Origin of the sequence: Burkholderia sp. Tr-20390 (genome assembly GCF_017104595.1) — a bacterium.
GTDB lineage: Bacteria > Pseudomonadota > Gammaproteobacteria > Burkholderiales > Burkholderiaceae > Burkholderia.
The window spans coordinates 1-25,880 of record NZ_JAAGPC010000074.1 but is presented as its reverse complement, the minus strand read 5'-3'; the positions used below and the strand labels follow the sequence as shown (position 1 = coordinate 25,880).

Below are 25,880 nucleotides of genomic sequence, written 5' to 3'. Positions count from 1 at the left end.
AAGCCGCCCGCGGCGCCCCGAATGCTCACTCACATGATCGACCGCTCCATCGCGACCCAGATTGTCGAATTGATCAAGACGGAAGGACTCGCCGTCGGCGCGCACCTGCCCGCGCAGATGCTGGCCGACCGCCTGCGCGTATCCCGTTCACCCGTCAACGAGGCGCTCGCGCTGCTGCACGAGAAAGGCATCCTGACGCGCGAGCGCAATCGCGGCTTCTTCGTCGCGAAGCCCGTGATCGAGCCGCTGTCGGACGTCGTCGACGAACTCGGTCTCGGCGAAGCCGACGTGATCACGAGCGTGTATTTCCGGATCGCGGACGATCGCCTGAAGGGCGAGCTGCCCGACGAATTTTCCGAGCAGCTGATCCGCACCCGCTACGGGCTGACGAACGCGCAGCTCACGGCCGTGCTCGGGCGTATCGCGCAAGAAGGCTGGGCCGAGCGCAAGCCGGGCTACGGCTGGCAGTTCTCGCCGATGCTCACGACGCCCGACAGCCTGTTGAAATCGTACCGGCTGCGCCTTGCGCTCGAACCGGCCGCACTGCTCGAACCCGGCTACCGGCTCGAACCGAAGGTGCTGGAACGGTGCCGCGAAGTCGAGAAACACCTGCTCGCCGGCGGCATCGAGACCGATACCGCCGATCAACTGCACGATCGCGGCGTGCGGTTCCACGAATCACTCGTCGAAGCATCGGGCAACAGTTTCTTCATCGACACGATCCGGCGCGTGAATCGCGTGCGCCGCCTGCTGTCGTACCGCTCGATGCAGGATCGCGAGCGCTACGTCGAACATGCGAAGCAGCATCTTCACGTGCTCGAGCTGCTCGAGCGCGAGCGCAATGAAGAGGCATCGGAAGAACTGCGTCAACACCTGTTGCATACGCTCGATGCGCTGTCGCGCATCAGCGCCATTCTCAAACCTTGAGCGCCCGTGCGAGCGGCGCATCCGATTCCCAAACGAGCCCTTTCATGACCGTCGACCCTTCCGTCCTCTCCGCGTTCACCCCGACCGGCAAGCTGCGAGCGTCGATCAATCTCGGCAACCCGATCCTTGCGAACCGCGACCCGGCCACGGGCGAGCCGTTCGGCGTGTCGCTCGACCTCGCACGCGCGTTCGCTGAGCGGCTGTCTGCCGAGCTGGAGCTCGTCGTGTTCGACGCCGCCGGCAAGTCCGTGCAGGCGCTGACCGAAGAGCGCGCCGATTTCGGCTTCTTCGCGGTCGATCCGCTGCGCGGCGAGACGGTCGCGTTCACCGAACCGTACGTGCTGATCGAAGGCTTCTATCTCGTGCGCGACGATTCGCCGATTCGCGGCAACGCGGATGTCGACCAGCCGCACAACCGGGTGGCGGTTGGCAAGGGCAGCGCATATGACCTGTTCCTCACGCGCGAACTGAAGGCCGCGCAGATCGTGCGCGCGCCGACATCGCCGGCCGTCGTGCCGACGTTCGTCGAACAGCAGCTCGAAGTCGCGGCCGGCGTGAAGCAGCAGCTCGAAGCCGATGCGGCGAAGACGCCCGGCCTGCGCCTGCTCGACGAGCGCTTCATGGTGATCCGCCAGGCGATGGGCGTGCCGAAGAGCCGCGGCGAAGCGGTCGCTGCGCTTCTCTGCCAGTTCGTCGAGGAGATGAAGGTGTCGGGCTTCGTCGCGGATTCGCTCCGTCGACACCGAATCACAGGGGCTTCGGTCGCACCCCTGCGCTGACGGGCTTCCTGTTGAGCGCGGATGCAAGCGAGATCCTCAGGCAGCAACCGTCGTGTGCAGCGGCGCGTCGCTTTAACGGGGTGCAGAGCCACCGCGGACCAGAAAAAGGCCGTTACCGCTAACCCATTCAGGTCGTCAATATTCGACCTTGGCAATGCTCCCCAGCAAACCGTTTGCTTGCTGGGGAGGCTGTAGCAAGCAGCCGGTAGCGCCAGGAAGCGGTCACAATACGGCCGTCGCACTATGTAACGTTCTCCCGGCATACCCTGGCTTCAATCCGTCATCCCGCCCACGACCGGATATTCGCCCGCATCGCGCCGGCCGAGATCCCGTAACGATCGTGCAGCGTCGGCAGCGCACCCGCGGCGAGATACGCATCGGGCAACCCGATCTGCCGGAACGGCACGACAACGCCGGCCGCCAGCAGCGCGGTCGCGACCGCTTCGCCGAGCCCGCCGATCACCGTATGATTTTCGGCGACGATCACCATGCGCCCTTTGCGCGCCGCCTCGCGGACGATCGTCGCCGTATCGAGCGGCTTGATCGTCGGTACGTGCAGCACCGCGACATCGACGCGATCGGCCTCGAGCGCCTTCGCGACCTCGAGCGAACGCATCGTCATGATCCCGGACGAGATCAGCAGCACGTCGTTGCCGTCGCGCAGCAGCTTCGCCTTGCCGAGCTCGAAACGGTAATCGTATTCGTCGAGCACGGCCGGCACGTTGCCGCGCAGCAGGCGTGCGTACACCGGCCCCTTGTGCGCGGCGATGGCCGGCACCATCTGTTCGATGTCCAGCGCGTCGCACGGATCGATCACGGTCATGTTCGGCATCGCGCGCATCAACGCCAGATCCTCGGCCGCCTGGTGGCTCGGTCCGTAGCCGGTCGTAAGCCCCGGCAGTGCGCAGATCAGCTTCACGTCGAGATTGTCCTCGGCGATCGCTTGATGGATGAAGTCGTACGCGCGGCGCGTCGCGAACACCGCGTAGGTCGTGACGAACGGCTGCGCCCCTTCGTGCGCGAATCCGGCGGCCGCCCCCATCAGCAGCTGCTCGGCCATCCCCATCTGGTAGTAACGCTCGGGAAATGCCTTCGCGAAGATGTGCAGGTCGGTGTACTTGCCGAGATCGGCCGTCATGCCGATCACGTTGGCGTTCGTGCGTGCGAGTTCGGCCAGCGCATGGCCGAACGGTGCGGAGCGGGTCGCCTGCCCTTCCGCGGCGATGGACGCGATCATCGCGGAAGTCTTCAGGCGCGGCTTGTTGTCGACGGTGCTCATGCGTGTCTCCCTGCTTCGAGTGCGTCGAGCGCGAGCTTCCACTCGTGCGCATCGACGCGAATGAAATGGCTTTTCTCGCGTGCTTCGAGGAACGGCACGCCGCGCCCCATCTTCGTGTCGCAGACGATGATGCGCGGCTGCGGTGCGTCATGTTCGCGTGCATGGTCGAACGCGCGCTTCACCGCATCGATGTCGTTGCCGTCCACGCGTTGCGTGTACCAGCCGAAGGCCTCGAGCTTGTCGACCAGCGGTTCGAACGCCATGATCTGCGTCGACGGGCCATCGGCCTGCTGGTTGTTCACGTCGACGATCGCGATCAGGTTGTCGAGCTTCCAGTGCGCGGCCGACATCAGCCCTTCCCAGATCGCTCCTTCGTCCAGTTCGCCGTCCGAGAACAGGGTATAGACGAATGCGTCCGAGCCTTTGCGCTTCAGACCGAGGCAACGACCGACCGCAATCGTCAGCCCGTGCCCGAGCGAGCCGCCGGACATCTCCATCCCCGGCGTGTAGCTCGCCATCCCGGACATCGGCAAACGGCTATCGTCGCTGCCGTAGGTTTCGAGTTCGTCGGCCGGCAGGATGCCGGCTTCGAACAACGCGGCGTACAGCGCGATCGCATAGTGCCCGTTCGACAACAGGAAGCGGTCGCGCCCTTCCCACTCGGGGTCGTCCGGGCGATAGCGCATCGCGCCGAAGTACGCGACGGCCAGCACGTCGGCGATGTCGAGCGCCTGGCCGACATAGCCCTGCCCCTGGACTTCGCCCATCAGCACGGCGTTCCTGCGGATGCGGTACGCGCGCTCGGCGAGCGTGACCGCTTCATGGATCGTTTCGGTATCCATTGATTACTCCAGTATTGGATCAGAAGGTATGCAGGTCGAATCAGCGGTTCACGGATCGCGGCACGAGGAACACCAGCAGCGCGCCGAACGTGATCGCAACGGAGATGAAGAGCAGCCCGGCGGTGGACCTGCCGGTCAGGTCGTTCAGCCAGCCGACGATCGCCGGCGAGAAGAATCCCGCGAGGTTCGCGAAGCAGTTGACCGCGGCGATGCCCGCGGCGGCCGACATCCCGCCGAGCAGCGCCGTCGGCAGCGACCAGAACTGCGACGACGACGCGAGAATGCCGGCCGACGCGATGCTCAGGCACACGATCGATGCGCCGACGCTGCCCAGCATCGGCAACGTCGCGAAACCCGCCGCCGCGACCAGCATCGGCACCGCGAGATGGAAACGGCGCTCGCGGCGGCGGTCGGCGCTCATGCCGATCAGCGGCAACGCGACGATCGCGCACGCATACGGAATCGCGGTGAACAGCCCGACCCACAGCGGCTCGGCGACACCGGCCTTGCGAATGATCGTGGGCAGCCAGAACGTCAGGCCGTACTGCCCGAGCACGACGCAGAAATAGATCGCGGCCATCAGCCAGAGCCGGCGATCGGCAACGAACGCGCGAATCGACAGGTGAGCGGTCGTGTGCGCGGCATCGGCCGAGACGTTGCGCGCGAGCAAGGCTTTTTCGGCATCGGTCAGCCATTTCGCGCCGGCGATGCCGTCATCGAGATACAGCAGGATCGCGAAGCCCAGCACGAACGAAGGCAGCGCCTCGAGCAGGAACAGCCACTTCCAGCCGGCCATCGACATCGCGCCGTGCAGCGAATGCATGATCGCGCCCGACAGCGGCCCGCCGATGATCCCGGCGAGCGGAATCGCCATGAAGAACAGCGACAGCGCCTTCGCGCGACGCGCCGACGGGAACCAGTACGTGAGATACAGGATCACGCCCGGCGCGAAGCCCGCTTCGGCGACACCGAGCAGAAACCGCAGCGCGTAGAACGCGGTAGGCGACTTCACGAACACGAAGCTCGCGGATATCACGGCCCACGTCAGCATGATGCGCGCGAGCCAGCGGCGCGCCCCGACCCGATGCAGGATCAGGTTGCTCGGCACTTCGAACAGAAAGTAGCCGAGGAAAAAGATGCCTGCGCCCATTCCGTACACGGTCTCGCTGAACCGCAGCTCGTTGAGCATCTGCAGTTTCGCGAATCCGACGTTGACCCGGTCGAGATAGGCACCGAGGTAGCACAACATCAGGAACGGGATCAGCCGGCGCGCGACCTTCGCATAGGTCGCCGCTTCGAACGTCTGTACATCGCCCTGTTGCAGCATCTCGCCGTGAACCGGCGGTGCGGGGTACTTTGCTCTCATGTTTGTCTCCTGCCACGGCCCCGGGTTGTCCCGGGTGCATGATGGGCGGCGCCGCACGTATCGCGGCGCCGTTTTCAGTGGATCAGCATCCCGCCGTTGACGTCGAGCGTGATACCCGTCAGATAGCTCGACAGGTCACTCAGCAGGAACAGGCATGCATGGGCGACATCGTCGGCTTCGCCGAGGCGGCCGAGCGGAATGCCCTTGATGATGTCCGCGCGCATGTCGGGCGTCAGCTTGTCGCCGGTGATGTCGGTCTGGATCAGGCCCGGCGTGATCGAATTGATGCGGATGTGGTCACCGCCGAATTCACGCGCCATCGCCTTCGCGAGCCCAAGCACCCCGGCCTTCGCGGCGCTGTAGTGCGGCCCGCCGAAGATGCCGCCGCCGCGCTGCGCGGACACCGACGACATGCACACGATGCTGCCGCCGCGCTGCTCCTTCATCGCCGGCAGAACGGCTTGCGACATGTACAGCGTGCCGCGCAGGTTCACGTCGACGATCGCATCGAAGTCGCGCGCCGAGATATCCAGCGTGCGCACGGGTTGCGTGATGCCGGCGTTGTTGACGAGGCCGTCGATGCGGCCATAGCGTTCCAGCGTCGCACGGGCTGCGGCCACGCATGCGTCGCGGTCGGTCACGTCGCAGGCCAGGCCGAGATGGTCGCGCCCGAGTTCGGCGGCTGCCGCCTCTGCGTCTTCCCGACGAAGGTCGAGGATCGCCACGCGTGCGCCGTGGGCGGCCAGTGCCCGGGCGGTGGCCTTGCCGATACCGCGCGGCGACGCGGCGCCGGTCACGATGATGGTCTTCTGGTCGAGCAACATCGGTCGTCTCCTGAGTGTTGATGTGTGCATGGAGTGTCGGCTCCCCTGACACCCGCATCAACGCGGAAACGCTCAGCCATGGCTGAGAAAAATTCAGATGACGGCGCGCGGCCGGTGCTGCAGCGCAATATCCCCGGGGGGCGCGGCCGAACGGCCCGGTCAACCCGTTTGCTGATGACCCGCGACTTCTCGCTCGATCCAGGCAAGGAAGCGCTTCACGCGCGGCAGTTCCGCGTTCTGACGCGGGTAAACGAGATGATGTGCGCCGACTTCGACCGCATGGGCCGAGTCGAACACCGGCACCAGCAGCCCTTCGCGGATCTTCACTGACGCGAGCATCAGGCTTTCGAGCGCAATGCCGAGGCCGAGCGCGGCGGTTTCGAGCGACATGTACGAACGGTCGAACGAAAAATCGAAGGTCTTCTGGGCCGCGAGCGGCACGCCGGTCCGGCCGAACCACTGCTTCCACTGGACCAGCGGCGTTTCGGAATAGATCAGCCGGTGCGCGAGCAGGTCTTCCGGCGCGTTCACCGGATGCCGCTCGAGATAGCGCGGCGACGCGAGCGGCGCGATGAACTCGCCGCGCACGGTCCGGACCTCGAGGTTGTCCCAGTTGCCGTAGCCGTGCCGGACGTCGATATCGTAGAAGCCGTTCGAGAACGACACGTTTTCGTAGGAGCACGCGAGGTTCAGCTGGATATCGCCGTTCGCCTCCTGAAACGACGACAGCCGCGGCAGCAGCCACATCAATCCGAAGCTCGGGCTCGAATGCACGCGCAGGATATCGACTTCGGTGCGGCTCGACGCGCGCTCGGTCGCGCGGCTGAGGTCGGCCAACGAGCCGGTGACGTCGGCCAAATAGCGTTCGCCGGTCGGCGTGAGGACGAGGCCGCGCCCCGAGCGCTGAAACAGCGGCTGACCGATCTGCGATTCGAGGTTGCTGAGCTGATGACTGACGGCGGACGCGGTCAGGCCGAGCTCTTCCGCCGCGCGGTTGACGCTTTTGGTCCGGGCGACGCTTTCGAACGCGATGATGGCCTTGAGCGGCGGGATACGCATATTGGAATCTTGGGAAATTTGCAGAACGCCGGCAAAGCGATATCGCGCTCGGGCGATCATCCAGGCAAAGCCAGTCCAATATATTACGCGTCAATTCCAGGGCGCCGGAGGGCCTCCGTTCGCCGTAGACCCAAACAAGGTTTGTCCTCGTTTGCGAAGTGGAGATGTCCCTTCGCCGGCTCACATCCGCCCGGGAGCCGGGCACTCTTCTGAATTCAAGGAATTGCTCGCCACGAATTAAAGTCGGCACCAGGCGCGGTGCCGCGAAGCCCAGTGGCAACTTCCCTTGCGGTGCCGGCAGCGGCGGTCACGCGTTGTGCGAAATCCGAGCTTGAGCGGGCAATCGCTACTGCTGATTGAGCGGTGCTTCGGGATCGTGCCTGCACGGCGACCGCGATGCCGGCAGGGAAGCGCCGGCGCACGCCGAAGTAGAGGGTCGGCCGACCTGCTTTATTGGCGTCCGAACTGTGCACACGGGAAGCAAGTGCACAGGCGGTGGCGCGAAAGCTGGACGACGACAGGGGGGCCTCTGTACAACTGGAAGAACGGTTACTCGGATGAGAGGCCTCGGCGTACATGAAACTCGACACGCGTGTTGACGTCCACGCAGAAATGGCGCCTTCAAGCAGCTTTGGACCTGCGCCTTGTCGACGCGCCTTCTTCGATTCTCGCCAGTACACGCTTGCCCGAATCCGCCACGGTGGGATCGTGTGTCACCTGATAGCGCACAATCATGCCTTCCACGCAGAGCATCGCATCTGCGGCGACGGTAGCAGGCGACTGGAGCCTGAGGCGGCCAGCGAGTTCAGCAATGTACTGCTCAAGCGCGTGCTTATGTGATACGGCCTGCTGAAGATGCCCCGGGTCTCCCGTCGATCCGGCTTCGGCGACCACATTGATAAAGGCGCAACCACGGAAGTCTTCCTGCGCAAACCATTCACCTAAGGCTTCCGCGATGACGGGCAGCCCGGCACGCTGAGCAAAACGGGCCTCCACCTCTTCGACAAACCAGCGCATCCAGAACTCGTGACGACGGTCCAGGAACGCTGCAATAAGTTCGCTCTTGGAGGCGAAGTGCCGGTAAAGCGACATTTTTGCGACGCCTGACTCGGCGATGATCTTGTCGATGCCCGTGGCACGAAACCCGTCCTGATAGAACAGGTGCGCAGCGGTTTCCAATATCCGGTCGCGTGCGGAGGGTTGTGACATTTCGGCCCCTTTTTTGCCAGATCATGCCTCCATTATGGCAGACAGACCTGTCTCTGCATAGGCGCCGAGCGGCACAGAAATTTCTTGACAGACAGACCTGTCTACACCAGTATTGATACAGACCTGTCTCAATCACTCAAGGTCGGTCCGTCAAGGAGACTGTCATGTGCCCCTCAGATTGCGAAGTCACTGCCCTTCATCAAGCTCTGCAGGCCGATAAGTCGAATCCGGCCACATGGCGCTGGTACAGCGACCTGATCGAAAACCATCGACTCGCGCTTCGCCTCAAAGAGGACCAGTGGGTCGTCGCGATTGACGGCAGCGACTTTGCATCCGCCGAGGGCCTGTACGCGGCCGTGCGTTGGGCGCACATCATGACGCACTCGGGCGGTTACATCACCTTCGCGGTGTAAGCGGGCGAAGTCCGCCCTGCACACGGGCGAGTCGCCAGACTAAGCGATCGAGAACACGCAGCACTGCGCTTATCCACCCTTCGACCCGGTATCGGGTCTTCATCCACCAGCCACTGAGGAAACACCATGTCGACCAACACTGAACTCCGCCCGCCGCTTCCGCCGTTCACGCTGGAGACGGCCATCGAGAAAGTCCGTCTCGCGGAAGACGGCTGGAATTCGCGCGACGCCGCCAAGGTCGCGCTCGCCTATTCGCTCGACACGAAATGGCGCAATCGCGCAGAGTTCGCGAACAATCGAGCGGAAGCGCAGGCGTTCCTCGAGCGCAAATGGAAGAAGGAGCACGAGTATCGTCTGATCAAGGAACTGTGGGCGTTCGGCGGCAATCGCATCGCCGTGCGCTACGCCTACGAATGGCACGACGACTCGGGCAACTGGTTCCGCTCCTACGGCAACGAGAACTGGGAGTTCGGCGAGGATGGCCTCATGCAACGCCGCTATGCGTGCATCAACGATATGCCGATCAAGGAATCCGAGCGCAAATATCACTGGCCCCTGGGCCGTCGGCCGGATGATCATCCCGGCTTGTCGGATCTCGGCCTCTAGTAGCTAGGCTGATCGTATCGCTTCGATTGGAAGCATGCGGGGAAACAAAGGCAACGGTGAGGCAGTCTCTGCGACAACTGCCTCCCGAAGCTTGGTATGACGGAGCAACCCCACCCAGCTTGGGAATTCATGGGTGTCTCGCTGTCCTTCTCACCTAGCCTGCCCTCTAGCGATTGCTGCCCACTCCACTTCTGCATGGTCAACTTTCAAAAGACGACCGTGCAGTGTCACGCCTGGCGACTTGCCGATTCCAGTCGATTCGCGACGGCCTCGATCGCGCTCACGGGAGCGCGAGCCAGTTGGTCATCATGGCTCGTCACCAGCTCGGCGAATAACCGATAGCTGTCCTCGTCGAACTGGATCTCGCCATCCCGCCCAGCCTGAAGCGCATTCCATGCAGCGGCCTCGTACTCATGGAACCCCCGCGTTTCCGCTGCGCCATACCCCAGCGATCGCAGCATATCGGCGGCCAGTGCCACCCTTGTCAGCAATTGCAGCGACGTCAACGTCCCAACGCCCGCCTTCAGTGCTTCGAGTTGCAGATGATATTCGAGCGCCAGACTATCCCTGACATGCCGGGGAAGCGGCATGCAATCGATCTTTCGAGCGCGTTTCCTCAGACTGGATTGGCGAGCCCGGCTATGGAAATCACGCATCGATCACTGTCCAGGAAATTGCCGGACGAAGGCTCCCCCTTCCACGCAGCCCGGAAAAGCCATTCGGCAATCGTCCAGGCAACGCCCCGCGAGCCGACGCGATCTCGACGAAACCGCTCATCGTCCGGCCACGGTCATTTCTTCGATCAACACCGAGCCCGACGTCAACGCGCCCGCCGTAAACGTATCGCTTCCCACCGCAACGATGTTCCTGAACATCTGCTGCAGCGTGCTGGCGACCGTAATGCCTTCCACGGGGTACTGGATCTTGCCGTTCTCGACCCAGAACCCGGCGGCGCCTCGCGAATAGTCTCCGGTCACCAAATTGATGCCCTGTCCGATCATCGACGTGAGCAGCAGCCCCGTCCCGAGGCGCTCGAGCATGCCGTCGAGATCGTCGCCCGGCAGGGTTGCCGTGCTGCGCAACGACAGACCGTGCGGGCCGTGCGCGTTGCCGGTCGTTTGCATGCCGAGTTTTCTTGCCGCGTAAGACGACAAAAAGTAGCCTTCGATCACACCGTCGTGCGCGACGCGACGCTTCCGCGTTCTCACGCCCTCGCCGTCGAACGGCGCACTGCCCATCGCAGCGGGTACATGCGGATCCTCGTCGATACGGACATGCGAAGCGAAGATCTTCTTCCCGAGACTGTCGACCAGGAAAGACGCTTTCGCGAACAGCGCGCTGCCGCTGGCCGCCTGGACGAAATTCATCAGCAAACCCGTCGCCAACCGCGCCTCCACCAGCACAGGAACCTTTCTGGTCTCGAAGGGGCGCGGCTGCACACGCGCGATGGCACGCTCGGCTGCGTAACGCCCCACGAATTCGGGCGACGCCAGATCCTGGGGCCGCCTCTGCGACGTGTGCCAGGATTCCATCTGCATATGACTGCCGCTTCCCGCCAGCGGTTTGCATGATATCGAGTGATTCGACGACGCGTAGCCTCCCTGAAACCCGTTCGACGCGGCGAGCACGAAGTGTCCGTTCATGGTGTCGACGCTCGCACCCTCCGAATTCTGGATCTGCGGGCTCACCGAAAACGCAGCGTCCTCGGCTCGGCGCGCCAGTTCCAGCGCTCCGTCGATCGACAGAGACCACGGGTGGTAGAGATCGAGATCGCGCGGCGAATGTTCGAGCTGGTCGTCGTCGGCAAGCCCGGTCGCCGTGTCCTCGGCCGTGGCGCAGGCAATATGGTAAGCGGCAGCGACCGCATCTTTCAGGGCAGCCGGGGATAAATCGGACGTGGTCGCCGTACCCTGCTTGTTGCCGACATAGACGATGACGCTGGCGCCCTTGCTATGCTTGTGTTCGATGGTATTGGTCGCGCCACGCCGAACAGATACGGAGAAGCCGCTGCCTTCCGCGATCCTTGTCATCGCGCTGGTCGCACCGATAGCCTTGGCGTGCGCCAGGACGTCGGCCGCATATTGGTTGAATTCGTCTTGCGTATGCAGAAATTCATTCGATTGCATGTTCAGGTTGGCTTCCATGTTTCACTGTCTCGTATTCGTTATGACGTGTCGTCACAGGTCACCGTCGGTGACGTGACGCTCCCTCTTGTGTCGACCCGGCTGGCTTCGTCAGACAGGCTGCGTGCGCGCATCCAGCCACGCCTTCGCGTCGCCGCTCACGTGCCCGCCGACGCACTCGCGCACCGTCGCGTGATACGCGTTCAGCCACGCGCGCTCGTCGTCGTGCAGCAGGTCGATCAGCACGCAGCGCGTGTCGATCGGGCACAGCGTCAGCGTCTCGAATGCGAGGAAGTCGCCGAACTCCGTCTGCTCGCCCTCGCGGTTCACGACCAGGTTCTCGATCCGGATGCCCCATTTGCCGGGCCGGTACACGCCCGGCTCGATCGACGTGATCATCCCTTCCTCCATCGCCGTATGCGGCTCGGCCGGCGCGGAGTGCGAGATGACCTGCGGACCCTCGTGCACGTTCAGGAAGTAGCCGACGCCGTGACCCGTACCGTGACCGTAGTCCAGCCCGGCCGCCCACATCGGCGCACGCGCGATCGCATCGAGCATCGGCGAGCGGATGCCGCGCGGAAAGCGCGCGCGCGACAGCGCAATCATCGACTTCAGCACGATCGTGAAATCGCGGCGCTGCAGGTAGCTGATCGTGCCGACGGGCACGACGCGTGTGATGTCGGTCGTGCCGGTCGTGTACTGGCCGCCCGAATCGATCAGCAGCAGGCCGTCGCCGGCGATCGTCGCGTGCGACTCGGGCGTCGCGCGGTAGTGCGGCATCGCGCCGTTCGCATTGAAGCCGGCGATCGTCGCGAAGCTCGGCTGCACGTAGCCGGAGCGCCGTGCGCGCGCGGCCGTGAGCTGCTCGTCGATCGTCAACTCGGTGATCGTCTCGCGGTTCACCGCCTGCTCGAACCATGCGAAGAATTCGGCGAGCGCGGCGCCGTCGTGTTCCATCGTCACGCGTACGTGCTCGATCTCGGCGGCCGTCTTGCGCGACTTCGCCAAGGTCGACGGGTTCACGGCCTCGGTCAGCTTCACGCCGGCCGGCACCGCCTCGAGCGCGCCGACCGTCATGCGGCGCGGATCGATCAGCAGCGTCGCACCGTCGGGCAGCGCCGCGAGCGCGGCGCGCGCGGCATCGTACGGGCGAACCTCGACGCCGTCCTGCGCGAGCGCCGCGACCAGTGCCGGCGAGATCTTGCCGTCGGCGACGAACAGTGTCGCGCGATCGCTGCCGATCATCGCGTGCGCGACGAACACGGGGTTGAAGGCGACGTCGGTGCCGCGCAGGTTGAACAGCCACGCGAGATCGTCGAGCGTCGACACGAAATGCCATTGCGCGCCCTGCGCGCGCATCGCGCGGCGCACCTCGGCGAGCTTGCGCGCGCGGCTCGTGTCGGCCTGCGGCGAGACGTGCTCGAATACCGCGTCATCGGGCAGCCCGGGACGATCGGGCCAGATCGCGTCGAGCAGGTCGAGATCGGTGCGCAGCGCGATGCCGCGCGCGTTCAACGCCCCCGTCAGCGTGCGGGCCGCCGCGACCCCGAGCACCGCGCCGTCGACGCCGACCGTCGCACCGGCCGCCACGTTCTGCGCGAGCCACTCGACATGCGGCGCGCTTTGCTGACCGCCCGTCATCTTCATCAGCTGGACACCCGTACCGGCCAGTTCGGCCTCGGCCTCCACCCAGTAGCGGCTGTCGACCCACAGGCCCGCGAAATCCGCGGTGACGACGAGCGTGCCGACCGAGCCCGTGAAGCCGGACAGCCAGCGGCGCGCCTGCCAGCGTTCGGGCAGGTACTCGGACAGGTGAGGGTCGGCGGACGGCACGAGGTACGCGGCAGTATTCTCGCGGGCCATCGCGTCGCGCAGTTGCGCAATGCGAGCCGCCGCCGGCGTCATGTCAGGTAGAGGTTGATTCATGAACGTTCGTTTGTGTTTGGAATGGCGCCCGTGACGGGTTGCCGAATCGCCCGTCACGCGGCGTCTTCATTCTTCACGCGATCGGTTTCTCGTTGCATCTGCTCCGCCGTCAGCAATTGCCACGCGCCCTCCGCCTGAAGCCGGAGTACGTTCTGGTGGTACGCCAGCAGCGAATCGCGGTGGCCGACGCTGACGTACGTTGCACCGGCCAGCGCGAGTGCCCGATACAGCGATTGCTCGGTGGCCAGGTCGACAGCGCTCGTTGCCTCGTCGAGAAACACGTAACGGGCGCGCGCAGCCAGTGCGCGTGCGAAGCCGATCCGCTGCTGCTCTCCCAACGACAGCACTCTCGACCAATCGATCACCGTATTGAATCCCCCATGCCTGCGCGCGAGATCCGGCAGATTGACCTGCTCCAGCAAGGCCTGGAGCTGTTGATCGGTATGCGTGCTTTCCGTCTCCGGGTACAGGATCTGCTCGCGCAGGCTTCCCAGCAGCATGTACGGACGTTGCGGCAGGAACAGCACATCCTGCGGCGGCGGCATCGTGATCGTTCCGCTGCCCGTTCGCCACAGTCCCGCCACGGCGCGCAGCAACGAACTCTTGCCGACGCCGGTTTGCCCCATGATCAGCAAGTGCTCGCCCCAGCCGATTGCCAGGCTCAATCCTCGCAGCAGCGTGCGCTCGCGGCCCGGCGTCTGGAGCGTAAGACGCGTCAGTTGAATCGCGTTGCCTTCCTGATACGCGATGGTTTCCGCGCGATCGGCATGGGCTGCGCTCACCGCATCCGCCTTTTCGACGATCTGGGCAAGCCGCACCACATGGGGCGCGGCGGACGCGAATATCGGCATGAACGTCGTCACGCGCTGGATGCCCTGAAGCAGCAGCGTTGCCGACGCCGTTCCTTGCGTCACCACGCCGAAACTGATCTTGCCGCTGAAGTAGAGCGGCACGAGGATGACGACCGGCAACAGCGTCCAGACGACGCCGACCAGCGACTCGGTCGATCGCATGATGAAGGCGTAGCGCGCGGTGCCCATCGCGATGTCCACGACCTTGTCCAGCCGTCGCGCCACGCTGCGCGCCTCGGCGGATTCGCCGCGGTAAAGCGCGACCGTCTCGCCATTGCTTCTGACATGCAGGATACCGAAGCGAAGCTCAGCCTCGGAAACGGTCAGGTCGAAGTTCAGGCGAATGAGCGGCCGGTACAGCAGCCACGTCACCACGGCGGAAATGATGCCGTAAGCAATGACGCCGTAGAACAAGAGCGGGGAAATCTGACGAAGCAGCAAGCCCTGGATGCCCAACGTGCCGGCCGAATAGATGGCGATGCGCGGCAACATCGCCGCCATGTTGCAGAACGGCCCCGCTTCCTGCTGAATGCGCTGGTCGACGTTGTCGACGTCGCCATCCTGTTCGATCCGGTAGTACGTCCGGGCCCCCAGATACCGGGACATCAGGTCATTCGTCATCCATGCGCGCCAATGGATCGCGAGCCGGGTATAGACGAAATCGAAGAACTGACTGAGGATGCCGTTGTTGATGACCAGGCCGATCGATGTCACGAGCAAGAACAGGCGCCAGTAAGACAGCTCGTGGCGCCCCACCAGCGCGTCACTCATCTGCCGGGTCAGGATCGAGACCTTGCCGCCAAGCAGGATCTCGAACAGCGAGAACGAGATGAAGATGCCGAGTGCCAGCCATGAGCGCGATGCGCCGGCTCTCGTCCAGTAGGGGCGGGATATGTCGATGAAACGTCGAAAGAAGCGGCCGTTGAGACTGTAGTCCTTCGGGTCCGCTTGCGTGGTGGCAGTGAACATGTCTTTATTCGTACATTGATCGGGCGCGAAAGTCCGTCGAAACGAGCCGTATCGATCCTGGCTTAATGCGTTCCGCCAACCGTCACCTCGTCCAGCCGCAGTGTGGGCTGGCCGACGCCGACCGGCACGCCCTGGCCTTCCTTGCTGCACGTGCCGACACCCTTGTCGAGCGACAAGTCATTGCCGATCATGCTCACGTACTTCAGCGATTCCGGGCCGCTGCCGAGCAGCGTCGCGCCCTTCACCGGGTAGGTGATCTTGCCGTTCTCGATCATGTACGCCTCGGACGCCGAGAACACGAACTTGCCGCTCGTGATGTCGACCTGCCCGCCGGAGAAATTGACCGCATACAAGCCGTTTTTCACCGAAGCGATGATTTCCTGTGGATCCTTGTCGCCGTTCAGCATGTACGTGTTGGTCATGCGCGGCATCGGCAGCGCCGCGTACGACTCGCGACGTGCGTTGCCGGTAACCGGCATCTTCATCAGGCGCGCATTCAGCGTGTCCTGGATGTAGCCCGTCAGGATGCCGTCCTCGATCAGCGTCGTGCGCTGCGTCGGGTTGCCTTCGTCGTCGATGTTCAGCGAGCCGCGGCGGTTCGGCACCGTCCCGTCATCGACCACCGTCACGCCCTTCGCTGCAACCCGCTCGCCGATCCGGCCGGCGAACGCCGACGAGCCCTTGCGGTTGAAGTCGCCCTCGAGGCCATGGCCGATCGCTTCGTGCAACAGAATCCCGGGCCAGCCGGCCCCGAGCACGACGGTCATCGTGCCGGCGGGCGCCGGGCGCGCGTCGAGGTTCACGAGCGCCGCGTGCACCGCGTCATCGACGTAGCGCGACAGCACGTCGTCGGTGAAGTAGCCGTAGTCGAAGCGGCCGCCGCCGCCGCCGGAGCCGATCTCGCGGCGGCCGTTCTGCTCGGCGATCACCGTGACCGACACGCGCACGAGCGGGCGGATGTCGGCCGCGAGCGCGCCGTCGCTGCGGGCGACCAGCACGACGTCGTATTCGCCGGCGAGGCCTGCCATCACCTGCGTGATGCGCGGGTCGCGGCCGCGTGCCATCTGCTCGATGCGCTCGAGCAGCTTGACCTTGGCCGTCGCGTCGAGCGACGCGAGCGGATCGGACGGCAGATACAGGTCGTGGCCCGTCACGCTCTTCAGCGAAGCGTCCGCCGTCACTTTCTGCATACCGCCGCCGGCCGCCGCGATCGCCTTGGTGGCCGCGGCCGCCTGCGCGATCGCCGCGGGCGAGAGATCGTCGGAAAACGCGAACGCGGTGCGGTCGTCCGCGACCGCACGCACGCCGACGCCCTGGCCGATGCTGAAGCTGCCCGATTTCACGATGCCTTCCTCGAGTCGCCATGCTTCGCTGCGGCGTGCCTGGAAGTACAGGTCCGCGTAGTCGACGCGATGCGTGAAGATGTCGGCGATCGTGCGCGTGAGCAGGCTCTCGTCGACGCCGTAGGGCGTCAGCAGAATGTCCTTTGCGACGATCAGATTACGCAAGGAGGGATCAACAGAGATCATGAATAATCGAAGGAAGGAAAAAGGTTCAAACGGAACGGGGCGCGTTCGCGCTCAGCCAAGTCAACAGGGATTCCGCCACATCCGCACAGACGATTGCGGCTTGCCGCGCGCTATCCATGCTGACGACGTCGTATCGCTTCCAGAGGTCCGGGTCCTGCTCCCGGCACTGTTGAATGAATGCCCCGCGGCGCTCGATGAAGGCCGACACCCATGCCGCCCGCGCTGCGGCGTCGTCGCGCGGCGCACTTCCGATCTCGCTGTGCACCTGTTCGGTAGCGCGTTCGATCATCGCGGTGATTTTCTGCTCTTCGTCGTCACGCCAATCGGCCTTGCGGCGAAGCTCCCGATTCACGTACTTCAGGATCATGTGGAGTTTCCCATTGGCCGACCAGTCCGACATGGGACCGGCCAAGCCCTCGAGCATCTGGCTTGCCTCGAGGTCGGCCGATCCGTCACCCACGCCCAGCATCACGGCCGCGCGCTGCAACGCTTCCCATTCCTTTGCCGCGATCTTCTCGCCGGCGAGCTCGCGCGCGTGCGCTGCCTTGATGCGCAACACGATGCCGCGCTCGGTTTCACCCGTGAAGTACTGCGTGATCTCCCAGCGCGAGCGGTAAACGAGTTCATGGAGAACGTCGGTCGTGGCGCGCGCGAGATTCGCGCCCACCGGAATTGCGTGGAAGATCTTCAGCGCCGTCGCATCGGCTTCTTCCGCACCCTCCTTGACTCGGCTCAGGAAGATCCAGATCGAATCGACGAGGTCCCCGAACTGCCGTGGTACCCCGACAACCTCCTCGAACTGACCCCGGGCGCCTGCCAGCCGCGTCGAGGGTTCCTGGACGCGCTCACTGCCGCGCTGCGCGTCCGAAAGCTCGTGATAGCGGCTGATGCATCTATCCTTGTGCGCTTCATCGCCGCCGAAGCTGCACCATTCCACGGCCGGTGCATCGACCGCGGCGGCCTCCGGCTCGTTGTTTCCGGCTTCGCTCGCGGCCGATTCCGGCGTCTCCAGTCCGCATTGCGCAAACCATTTCTCCATCGTCATGCGCATCCGTATGGTCGACGGGCCGGTCAGCCTGTCGTGCTCCTTGCCGTTCGCATAAAAGATCAGCGTCGGAATCGCCCTCACACCGAATTTCTTTCCGCCGTCCGGCTCGGAGTCGATGTTCAGCTTCAGGATCTTCAGTCGCCCCTCATAGTCCTTCGCAAGCCGATCCAGATGAGGCGCGAGCGCACGGCAAGGTCCGCACCACGGTGCCCAGAAATCCACGAGTACGGCTGTTTCGCCCGACACGTCGTCGAGCAGCGTCGCGGCGGTCGTATCAAGAATTGACATCATTCATATTCCTAAATTTATTTTGATTTCGGCTGCGTGACGAAATCGATTTTCACGAGGCCTGCGCGCTGGGCCGCCGAAAGCAGGTTGGCCACCGATTCATAACGCGCGGCCCGGTCGGCATACAGCTCGATCTCCGGCTGAGGTTGCTGGGCCGCCGCCTGATTCAGCCTGGCATCCAGTGCATCGGCTTCAACGGGTTTCTCGTCCCAAATCACCGTGCCGCTCGCGTCGACCGATAAACTCACGTGCGCGGGCCGCGTATCGTTCGGACTGCTGTTCGCACTCGGCAAGTCGAGCTTGACGGCGTGATTGATCACCGGCAACGTCACCATGAACACAATCAGCAATACGAGCATCACGTCGATGAGCGGCGTCATGTTGATGTCGCTCATGACGTCGTCGTGGCTGTCGTCAAAGAACGCCATGTCAGCTCTCCTCGACCGTCGCGACGCGTTTCTGCTCGATCTTCACGCGAACGGAAGCCGTGCGATGACGGTCCGAGTTCATCAGATACGCGTGCAACTCGTGGCGGAAGCGCGCGAGCTTGTGGACGATCATGCGATTGCCGCGGGACACCGCGTTGTAGCCGAGCACGGCAGGGATCGCGACAAACAGGCCGAACGCGGTCATGACCAGCGATTCGCCGACGGGCCCGGCCACTTGCGCGAGACTGCTCTGCCCCGCCTCGCTGATGCCGAGCAGCGCGTGATAGATCCCCCAGACGGTGCCGAACAGGCCGACAAACGGCGCCGTGCTGCCGACCGATGCAAGCGCCCCGAGGCCGCTCGCCATTCGGGCAACCTGCTCTTCGAGCGCCACGCTCAGGCAGCGCTGCAGCCAGTCGTCCGGCGAGAGCACTTCCTTCAGGTGCGTATCGTTATGTCGCTCCGATGCTTCACGCGCGGCCTCCGCGAGATTCTGGTACGGGTTGCTGTGGTCGAAGCGACCCAGTGCCGCACACCCTTCCTCGATCGAACCCGCCTGCCAGAATTTTCGCTCGGCGGCTTTACTCTGCCTTCTCATGCGGATCAGTTGCGCGCCCTTGTAGAGCATGACCGCCCACGACGTCAGCGACATGACGACCAGGACCAGCGCGATGGCGTGACTGATCGTGTCGCCACGATTTACGATGTCTGCGATTCCGTAGTTCATTGCTGTACTCCTCGACGAGCTGCTTGCAGCTCAGTTGTCCAATCTGAATTCAAGTGGTTGAAGCGCACGAACGACGATCGGCGTCCCGTTCTCCAGGTAAGGCTTGCAATGCCCGGCGAGCATCGCGGCACGCGCGGCCGCATCGAGTTCTTCGAAACCGCTCGATTCGGTGGTCGTCGCCTCCGTGATGCGGCCGTCGATGCCGATCGTCACGCGAAGCATCACCTTGCCTTCGTGACCCAGCCGGCGTGCAAGCGCGGGATACGGCGGCCGCTCGATGTCGCATGAAACGTGTGCCACGCTCTTGGCGTCCTGCCCACCGGCGAGCGCCATCATCTGCGCGGCTGCCGGCTGCGCCGACGGGGCGCTCTTCGCGCTTGTCTCGACGGGTTGGACGGCGGGCGGCGTAGGCACCGGCGGGTCCGGTTCATGCACTTGCGGGGTCGCCGCCTGGGCCGCACGGGGTGCGTCGTGATGCGTGGCGAGCACGGGCGCGCGGTGCGGCACGGGCGGCTTGCGCGTCACCGGCTTGACGGGTGGCCGCGGCGGAACGGGCGTCGGGGTCGGTTGCGGCGCGTTCACCAGCGTCACGCTGATCGACGATCCGGCCGACGCGAGCTTCCCGGCATGCAGGTCGAGATGGACGTCGGCCTTCCAGAACGCGACCAGCAGCAATGCATGCAGCGCCACTGCCACGCCGATTGCGACAGGCCGTCCATAACCGATACGAACCTTCCGGCCCGCTGCTGCAGGGCCGGATGCTTCCCTTGACGGCAATACGATCGAACTATCCACGACATGCCTCAGAAGTTGTAGCGTCCGGTCAGATAAATCAGTCGGCCTGGCTGCAGGCCGACGATCGATGAAGTCATCTGGTTCTGATAGAGGGTGCGGTTGAACAGGTTCTTGACGCCCAGGGTCGCCGTCCATTGCTTCGCGTGGTAATACACGCTCGCATCGGTCTGCGCTTGCCCCGGAGCCTTGAATACCCCGAGGCGGGAGTTCGACACTTGATAGCCGCTGCGCGCTTCGACGCCCGCGCCGACGCCCCACCCATGCAAACGCTCGCCCTGCAGGTCGTAGGTCATCCAGATCGTGCCGCTATGACGCGGCACTTCGCTCACATCGTCCGGGATTTGCTGCTGATTGCTGAAGGTGTAGTTCGCGGCAACGTTCAAACCTGGGAACAGACGGCCGGTGAGGCTGAGCTCTACCCCGCGTACCACCATCCCCCCGCCTAGCGTGGCGAAGTTCGTGCCGGGGACTCCAATCAGGACGTTGCTTTGCGCCGTTCTGAATACGTCGGCCGTTGCGCTCAGGCGATCGTCGAAGAAGTTGAACTTGAAGCCTGCCTCGACCGATCGCCCGATTTGTGGAGGCGGCACACTGCCATCCAGCAGAAGCGTTCCATATTGCGGGTAGAAACTGCGCAACGCGTTCGCATAAACGGCGACGTTATCCGTGAGCTGGTAAAGGATGCCGAGGTTCGGCGACCATTGCGATTGAGAGGCCGTATTGGTGCCCCATACCGTCCCGCGGGCGATGCTCGCGAGGATATGCAACCTGTCCCAGGTGATCTGATCCTGGAAGTAGACCGTGCTGGAGTACGATTTGACGGGGCTGCCGTAATATTTCGGCGTCCCGGGAATGGGCGGTGCCGAAGCCAGCGGGAATGGGGCAACGAGAAACTTCATGGGCAAACCGATGAAATCGGTCCAATAGTCGCTGTTGCTCACGCCCACGAGAACGGTTTGCTTGACCGGGCCCAACGAAAACTTCGCCTGCAGATGATTGTCCAGGTCGAAGCCGTAGGAACGCGAGCGGTCATTGAAGCCCACAAAAACGGTCTTCCCGGATCCGATGCCGATCGGATCATAGAAATCACGCAGGGAAAAAGTCGACTGCTGATATTGCGCCTTGCTTTCAAACTTGAAGATCGATCCGAGCTGCTGTGTGAAATCGACCGACAGCGTATCCATCTGGCTCAGCGAATTCTGGGATGGCGTGCTGCGCGAATGGATCGGCAGCGGGTCGTCGCCGAGCCGAGGCTGTGTCAGCTGTATCGGCGGTCTGTTGACCACCTGATGCTGGTAGCCGAGAACGATGTCCGTGTTACCCGATTTCCATTCGATCGACGGCGCGACGTAGAAGTTTCTCTGGCCGTCGTAACCGCCGAAGGACTCACCGGCACGCTCGGCGGACAAGACGAACCGATAACGGAGCGACTTGTCGCTCGTCAACGCGCCACCCAGATCGATCGAGCTCATCCAGTCGCCGTAGGAGCCCGTTTGCAGCGTCAGCTGCCGAACGGTTTCGGCGGTCGGTCTTTTGATCACGATGTTGACCACGCCGCCCGGAACCATGGCTCCCGAAAGAATGGAGTCGGCACCTTTGAGCACTTCGATTCTTTCCACGCCGGCCACCGGAATATCCAGCGAATTGCTGGACCCCGTATCGTTGTGGCCATTGCTCATCGTAGCCGCTGTGAAGCCCCGGACACTGACTTGAGCACCATTACCCCAGTCCAGCAACGTGACACCGCTGACGTTGGCGAGTGCCTCGGACACCGTTTGAGTCTGCTTGCTGTTGAGCAGGTCCTTCGTGACGACCTGAATCGACTGCGCGGTCTGCGAAATCGGCGTATCGGTGCGCGTCGCCGTGCTGGTCGAATCGGCGACGAAGCCCTTATCGAGGCTGGCGCTGCTGGTACTTTCACTTACCGTGATCGTCGGGAGTACTGAATCCTGTCCCGACTTCGACGCGCCCGGCGAAGGCGGTGGGTCGGACCGCTTGATGACGTAAGTCTTCGCGTCCACTTGCTCGACGCGCAGACCAGTACCGTTCAACAGGCGCGCCAACGCGTCATTCACGGTCAGCATGCCCGACACCGCCGGCGCGGCGCGGCCCGCAACGATGTTATCGGGCGCGAGGATATTGACGCCGGCCTCGCGAGCGAGCTGTGACAACGTGGCGGAAAGCGACTGCGCGGGCAAATTGATTGAAGTTTGCGCATACAACGGAATGCTCGCCATTCCGACCACGATGGCCGCCACATGCCTTGCCAACGCCCTTGCCACAGGCTGCTTTGATTTCTTCATTGTCCCCTCTCTGTCAGTGCAAAGATGTGAGTGAGCCTTGACGTTGTTATCGATCAGGCTTCACTACTAAAGACGAAGCAGGGAACAAAAAGGACCAGCGGCGCGCTATTGAAATTTTTCATCGCGACGATAGCCAAATGCTTTTGAATCGGGCTGCCTGCGCGAGCCCGAAAGAACGGCTTGTCGGTTGCGTGTCGCCATCGCGAAATCGCTCGGCGGAAGCAAGTTGTGAGGAGTGGAGAGTGAAGCGCTGCTGGAAGTTATCGCGCGTCGATAGCGAGCGCGCGTCCGTGCTCGGGCGCACCGGGCGGTGCGACGACCGCAGACCAGGACCGACCGATGGACAGCTGGCTCCTTGCCAGCGCGAAAGAATTCTTCGGCGTTTTCGTTATACGAGGACGTGTAACGCCGGCGTCGCCTCGTCAGGCGCGAACATTGACGGCAGCAGCAACACGCGGAAGCGGCGCTATCGACGCGATGCGATCACGGCTGTCCCGTCCGGCTGAAACTTCACCGTCACGGGGGCGACCATGGGCAACGATCTCAGCAAAACATCGGGATCCGAAATTGAAAACCCGCCCGTCACGCGAAACCGCGCCGCGACGTTATCCGCAAGCACGATGCGGGCGACCCGGTAGCGCTGCAATTCGTGTACGACGCCGGACAGCGGCGTGCCGTCGAATTGCAGGCGCCGATCCTTCCAGCTCACCATCGCGTCGAATTCCTGACTGTCGGATACTTCGACGATCTGCGTTCCGGTTGCCCTCGCCGCTTCGTTCGCGTCGAGATCGACGACAGGGCCGCCCGAGCGGAGCGACAGCTCGACGCGCCCTTCCAGTACCGCGACGTCCACATCGGCGGGACGAACGCGTACGGAAAAGCGCGTGCCGACATCGCGGATATCGGTCGCGCCGGCAATCACATGAAAAGGACGCAGGGAGTCGTGCTTGACGGCATAGAGCGCCTCGCCTTCCAGCATCGTCACTTCCCGAGACCGGAGCCGATTGACGAACTGTATCGACGTAGCGGTATTGAGGCGCACGTGGCTGCCGTCATCCAGAGCGGCGTCGACCTGCTCACCGATAGCCGACGAAAAACGCTGCTCCGACAGTACCGGATTGACCGCCCATGCGGCCACTGCGAATGCACACGCACCGAAACCGATTGCACTCGCGATTGCGGGCCATCTCGGCGCGCGTCGCACAACTGCTTCCCGGGAGGGCGAAAGATGACGCCTGTAGCGACCGCGCAGTTCGTGCACGAAAGTGTCAACCTCTCGGTCGACGCTCATATGCTCGGCGATATACGCCAGACGTTTCGGATCGTCTCCAGCCCAGCGCTGGAGCGCAGCACGCGCAAGGGTTCGCTCCTCGCCCCGACCAAAATTGATCGTTACGAGGAGTTCGTCAGCCTCGTCCTTTTGCGACTCGGTCCATGTCATCGTTGAAAATGGCACAATCCGTAGCGAATCGAATGATTCATTCTACAGCAAGGCGATTCTGCATTCTTTCATCGCCTGAACCAGGTACTTGCGCACGACGGTCGTGCTGATTCCCATCTCCTGCGCAGTCTCGTCATACGAAAGACCGTGCAACTTGCACAACACGAATGCCTCCCTGCAACGGGGTGGCAACGCATCCAGCGCCTTGCCGAGAATCTCCATCCGCTGACGCGCAGCATAGCGTCGCTCCGGCGTCAGTTCGGATACGGGCAACTGGTCGACGAGTCCGTCGACGTCGTCGAGCGACTGGTGCGGTACACGCTTCCTGCGTCGAGCGGAATCGATCTGCTGGTTGCGCGAGATGGCGAACAGCAGGCCGGCCGGCGATTCAACCGGGCGCTGCCCCGCATAGCGGAGCACCTGCTCGAAGGACGACTGCGCAATATCGGCGGCATCGTCAGCGCTCAACTCCCGGGTGAGAACACGGCGGAGGTCGGCGTAGCCCCGCAAGAGATCATCGATAAAGCTAGCCATTTGCGTTGCTCCGTCCCACATCCAGCGATACATGGAGATCGTAAGAATTGACCGGCTGCCGCGCCGTGATCTGACCAAATCAATTTCAAGCGTTCGCCCCTAAGATGACATCATCATAGCGACGCCAATTTAGAATGAATTTCTTTTTTTGGGCGCTTTTAACTTTTGTCGAGACATAATTTCCTACCGCCCGCCGAGATCTTACGTTTCACTTAATATGACGAATTAGGAACGCATAAATCCCGGCGCAGCGACTTCTGACACGCGCACAAAGAAAACCCCCTCGATAAGCGGCACGATCTCGCGAAAGAAATATGGAAAGTATTTTTATTCTGAATCGCGTCGTCGTTACATCGATAAATTCGACATACGAATTGAAATCTTCCGAATTAAAATTAGTATGACCACGTGATTGCGTCGGCAATACAGAGCGGAGCTGTCCGACATTGCGGCACGTCTGTCGCGAGCGATGCGGGGGCGCCGGCGTCTTCCGTCAAGGAAGAATCCATTCGGTGACAAATGCTCCGCACATGATTGGCAGATACGTGACCGCCGCCTTCGGCATTGGCCATCTATCTGCAAGACGCATGGAATCCCGCACCACCGGATCAATTGAAATCGCCGACGCGTCCAACCGTCAAGCCAACGCCTTCTCGACGATCTCGCGCACGTCACGCGATTTCGCGCCGGCGGCGACCTGCTCGAGCGCTTCGCGCATCCGGTCGCGCAGCGCCGGCGTGAAGCGGCGCCACAGTTCGAGCGAGCGGGCGAGGCGCGCCGCGACCTGCGGGTTGATCGCGTCGAGCGCGAGCACCTGTTCCGCCCAGAACGCGTAACCCGAACCGTCGGCCGCATGGAATTGCGCGGGGTTGGCCGCGCAGAAGCTGAAGATTAGCGAGCGGGCGCGGTTCGGATTCTTCAGGTTGAACGCCGGGTGCGCGAGCAGCTTGCGGACCTTCGCGAGCGTCGGCTGCGCGGGCGTGCCGCGTTGCGCAGCCTGCATCGCGAACCACTTGTCTATCACGAGCGCTTCCTTCTCGAAGCGACGATAGAAATCGTCGAGCGCGCGCTCGGCCGGTTCGGTCGTGCCGGCGGCCGCGGCGGACAGCAGCGCGCCGAGCGCTGCCGCGCGATCGGTCATGTTGTTCGCCGCATCGTATTGCGCGGTCGCGAGGCGCACCGCATCGGCCGGATCCTCGAGTTCGGCGAGATACGCGAGCGCGAGGTTCTTCAGCGCGCGGCGGCCGGAGGCCTCCGGCGTCGGTTCGTAGGCGCCGGGCGTCTGGTGCTGCTCGTAGGCGGCGAGCCACTCCGCGCGCAGCGCGGTGGCGAGTTGGCGGCGCACGAACTGGCGTGCGCGATGCACGGCGGCCGGATCGGCTTCCGCCATCTGGTCGGCGAGGTAGGTTTCCGACGGCAAGGTCAGCGCGAGTTCGCGGAACGCCGGCGACAGCGTCGCGTCGGTCAGCACGCGGCGGAATGCGGCGACGAAGTTCTCGCCGAGCGTGAGCGGCTCGTTCGCGGCCGCACGCGCGGCGAGCGTCAGCAGCGCGCGGGTCGCGAGGCGCTGGCCGGCTTCCCAGCGGTTGAACGGATCGCTGTCGTGCGCGAGCA

23 protein-coding genes are annotated in these 25,880 nt (G+C 63.5%); 4 read left to right on the top strand and 19 right to left on the bottom strand.

Going from position 1 to position 25,880, the window contains the following annotated elements; all coding sequences use genetic code 11:
* Positions 1-33: 33 nt before the first annotated feature.
* On the top strand, positions 34-927 hold the full coding sequence (locus G3N98_RS20860; protein ID WP_089429264.1) for a GntR family transcriptional regulator: 894 nt from the start codon (positions 34-36) through the stop codon (positions 925-927).
* A 44-nt stretch (positions 928-971) separates the two neighbouring features.
* Complete coding sequence (locus G3N98_RS20855) at positions 972-1,706, top strand: ABC transporter substrate-binding protein (RefSeq protein ID WP_206149104.1); 735 nt, start codon at positions 972-974, stop codon at positions 1,704-1,706.
* A 280-nt stretch (positions 1,707-1,986) separates the two neighbouring features.
* On the opposite strand, the gene G3N98_RS20850 is transcribed toward G3N98_RS20855, so the two are convergent.
* The 6 genes from G3N98_RS20850 to G3N98_RS20825 all read right to left on the bottom strand — a co-directional run bounded on the left by G3N98_RS20850 (position 1,987) and on the right by G3N98_RS20825 (position 8,285).
* Entirely contained in the window at positions 1,987-2,985 is a 999-nt protein-coding gene (locus G3N98_RS20850) for a transketolase family protein (RefSeq protein WP_175238070.1), read from the bottom strand.
* Positions 2,982-3,827 carry a transketolase gene (locus G3N98_RS20845; protein ID WP_206149103.1) on the bottom strand — a complete coding sequence of 282 codons (846 nt, stop codon included), beginning with the start codon at positions 3,825-3,827 and terminating at the stop codon, positions 2,982-2,984. The genes G3N98_RS20850 and G3N98_RS20845 overlap by 4 nt, the downstream gene beginning before the upstream one ends.
* A 40-nt stretch (positions 3,828-3,867) precedes the next feature.
* Entirely contained in the window at positions 3,868-5,193 is a 1,326-nt protein-coding gene (locus G3N98_RS20840; protein ID WP_206149102.1) for an MFS transporter, read from the bottom strand.
* A 74-nt stretch (positions 5,194-5,267) separates the two neighbouring features.
* A complete protein-coding gene (locus tag G3N98_RS20835) occupies positions 5,268-6,017 on the bottom strand; it encodes an SDR family NAD(P)-dependent oxidoreductase (RefSeq protein WP_206149101.1) in 750 nt (249 codons plus the stop codon).
* Between the two features lie 159 nt (positions 6,018-6,176).
* A complete protein-coding gene (locus tag G3N98_RS20830) occupies positions 6,177-7,076 on the bottom strand; it encodes a LysR substrate-binding domain-containing protein (protein WP_206149100.1) in 900 nt (299 codons plus the stop codon).
* A 621-nt stretch (positions 7,077-7,697) separates the two neighbouring features.
* On the bottom strand, positions 7,698-8,285 hold the full coding sequence (locus tag G3N98_RS20825; protein ID WP_089476595.1) for a TetR/AcrR family transcriptional regulator: 588 nt from the start codon (positions 8,283-8,285) through the stop codon (positions 7,698-7,700).
* Positions 8,286-8,449: 164 nt separating this feature from the next.
* On the opposite strand from G3N98_RS20825, the gene G3N98_RS20820 reads away from it, so the two are divergent.
* Both G3N98_RS20820 and G3N98_RS20815 read left to right on the top strand, forming a co-directional pair.
* Positions 8,450-8,698, top strand: coding sequence for a hypothetical protein (locus tag G3N98_RS20820; protein WP_089476594.1), 249 nt, complete (start codon positions 8,450-8,452; stop codon positions 8,696-8,698).
* Positions 8,699-8,824: 126 nt separating this feature from the next.
* A complete protein-coding gene (locus tag G3N98_RS20815) occupies positions 8,825-9,304 on the top strand; it encodes a DUF1348 family protein (protein ID WP_047851177.1) in 480 nt (159 codons plus the stop codon).
* Positions 9,305-9,531: 227 nt separating this feature from the next.
* On the opposite strand, the gene G3N98_RS20810 is transcribed toward G3N98_RS20815, so the two are convergent.
* From G3N98_RS20810 to G3N98_RS20750, 13 genes are all read right to left on the bottom strand, one after another.
* Positions 9,532-9,894 (bottom strand): Fis family transcriptional regulator, encoded by a 363-nt coding sequence (locus tag G3N98_RS20810; RefSeq protein ID WP_241026011.1) that lies wholly within the window; start codon positions 9,892-9,894, stop codon positions 9,532-9,534.
* Between the two features lie 183 nt (positions 9,895-10,077).
* Entirely contained in the window at positions 10,078-11,448 is a 1,371-nt protein-coding gene (locus G3N98_RS20805) for a metallopeptidase TldD-related protein (protein ID WP_206149099.1), read from the bottom strand.
* A gap of 90 nt (positions 11,449-11,538) precedes the next feature.
* Positions 11,539-13,353 (bottom strand): aminopeptidase P family protein, encoded by a 1,815-nt coding sequence (locus tag G3N98_RS20800; protein ID WP_206149098.1) that lies wholly within the window; start codon positions 13,351-13,353, stop codon positions 11,539-11,541.
* Positions 13,354-13,406: 53 nt separating this feature from the next.
* Complete coding sequence (locus G3N98_RS20795) at positions 13,407-15,173, bottom strand: ATP-binding cassette domain-containing protein (RefSeq protein WP_206149097.1); 1,767 nt, start codon at positions 15,171-15,173, stop codon at positions 13,407-13,409.
* Between the two features lie 62 nt (positions 15,174-15,235).
* Positions 15,236-16,702 (bottom strand): metalloprotease TldD, encoded by a 1,467-nt coding sequence (gene tldD / locus G3N98_RS20790; RefSeq protein WP_206149096.1) that lies wholly within the window; start codon positions 16,700-16,702, stop codon positions 15,236-15,238.
* A gap of 25 nt (positions 16,703-16,727) precedes the next feature.
* Positions 16,728-18,041, bottom strand: coding sequence for a thioredoxin domain-containing protein (locus tag G3N98_RS20785; protein ID WP_206149095.1), 1,314 nt, complete (start codon positions 18,039-18,041; stop codon positions 16,728-16,730).
* 14 nt (positions 18,042-18,055) lie between these two features.
* Positions 18,056-18,466, bottom strand: a complete 411-nt coding sequence (locus tag G3N98_RS20780; protein ID WP_206149094.1) for a biopolymer transporter ExbD — start codon at positions 18,464-18,466, stop codon at positions 18,056-18,058.
* Position 18,467: 1 nt separating this feature from the next.
* Positions 18,468-19,193: a MotA/TolQ/ExbB proton channel family protein gene (locus G3N98_RS20775; RefSeq protein WP_089459807.1), complete on the bottom strand. Its 726-nt coding sequence runs from the start codon at positions 19,191-19,193 to the stop codon at positions 18,468-18,470.
* 30 nt (positions 19,194-19,223) lie between these two features.
* Complete coding sequence (locus G3N98_RS40355) at positions 19,224-19,889, bottom strand: energy transducer TonB (RefSeq protein ID WP_206149093.1); 666 nt, start codon at positions 19,887-19,889, stop codon at positions 19,224-19,226.
* Positions 19,890-19,996: 107 nt separating this feature from the next.
* On the bottom strand, positions 19,997-22,291 hold the full coding sequence (locus tag G3N98_RS20765; RefSeq protein WP_206149092.1) for a TonB-dependent receptor: 2,295 nt from the start codon (positions 22,289-22,291) through the stop codon (positions 19,997-19,999).
* A gap of 466 nt (positions 22,292-22,757) precedes the next feature.
* Positions 22,758-23,732 (bottom strand): FecR domain-containing protein, encoded by a 975-nt coding sequence (locus G3N98_RS20760; protein WP_089476586.1) that lies wholly within the window; start codon positions 23,730-23,732, stop codon positions 22,758-22,760.
* A 42-nt stretch (positions 23,733-23,774) separates the two neighbouring features.
* Complete coding sequence (locus G3N98_RS20755) at positions 23,775-24,266, bottom strand: RNA polymerase sigma factor (RefSeq protein WP_089459803.1); 492 nt, start codon at positions 24,264-24,266, stop codon at positions 23,775-23,777.
* A 637-nt stretch (positions 24,267-24,903) separates the two neighbouring features.
* Positions 24,904-25,880: aminopeptidase N C-terminal domain-containing protein (locus G3N98_RS20750; protein WP_206149091.1), on the bottom strand; the 977-nt coding region annotated here is incomplete at its 5' end.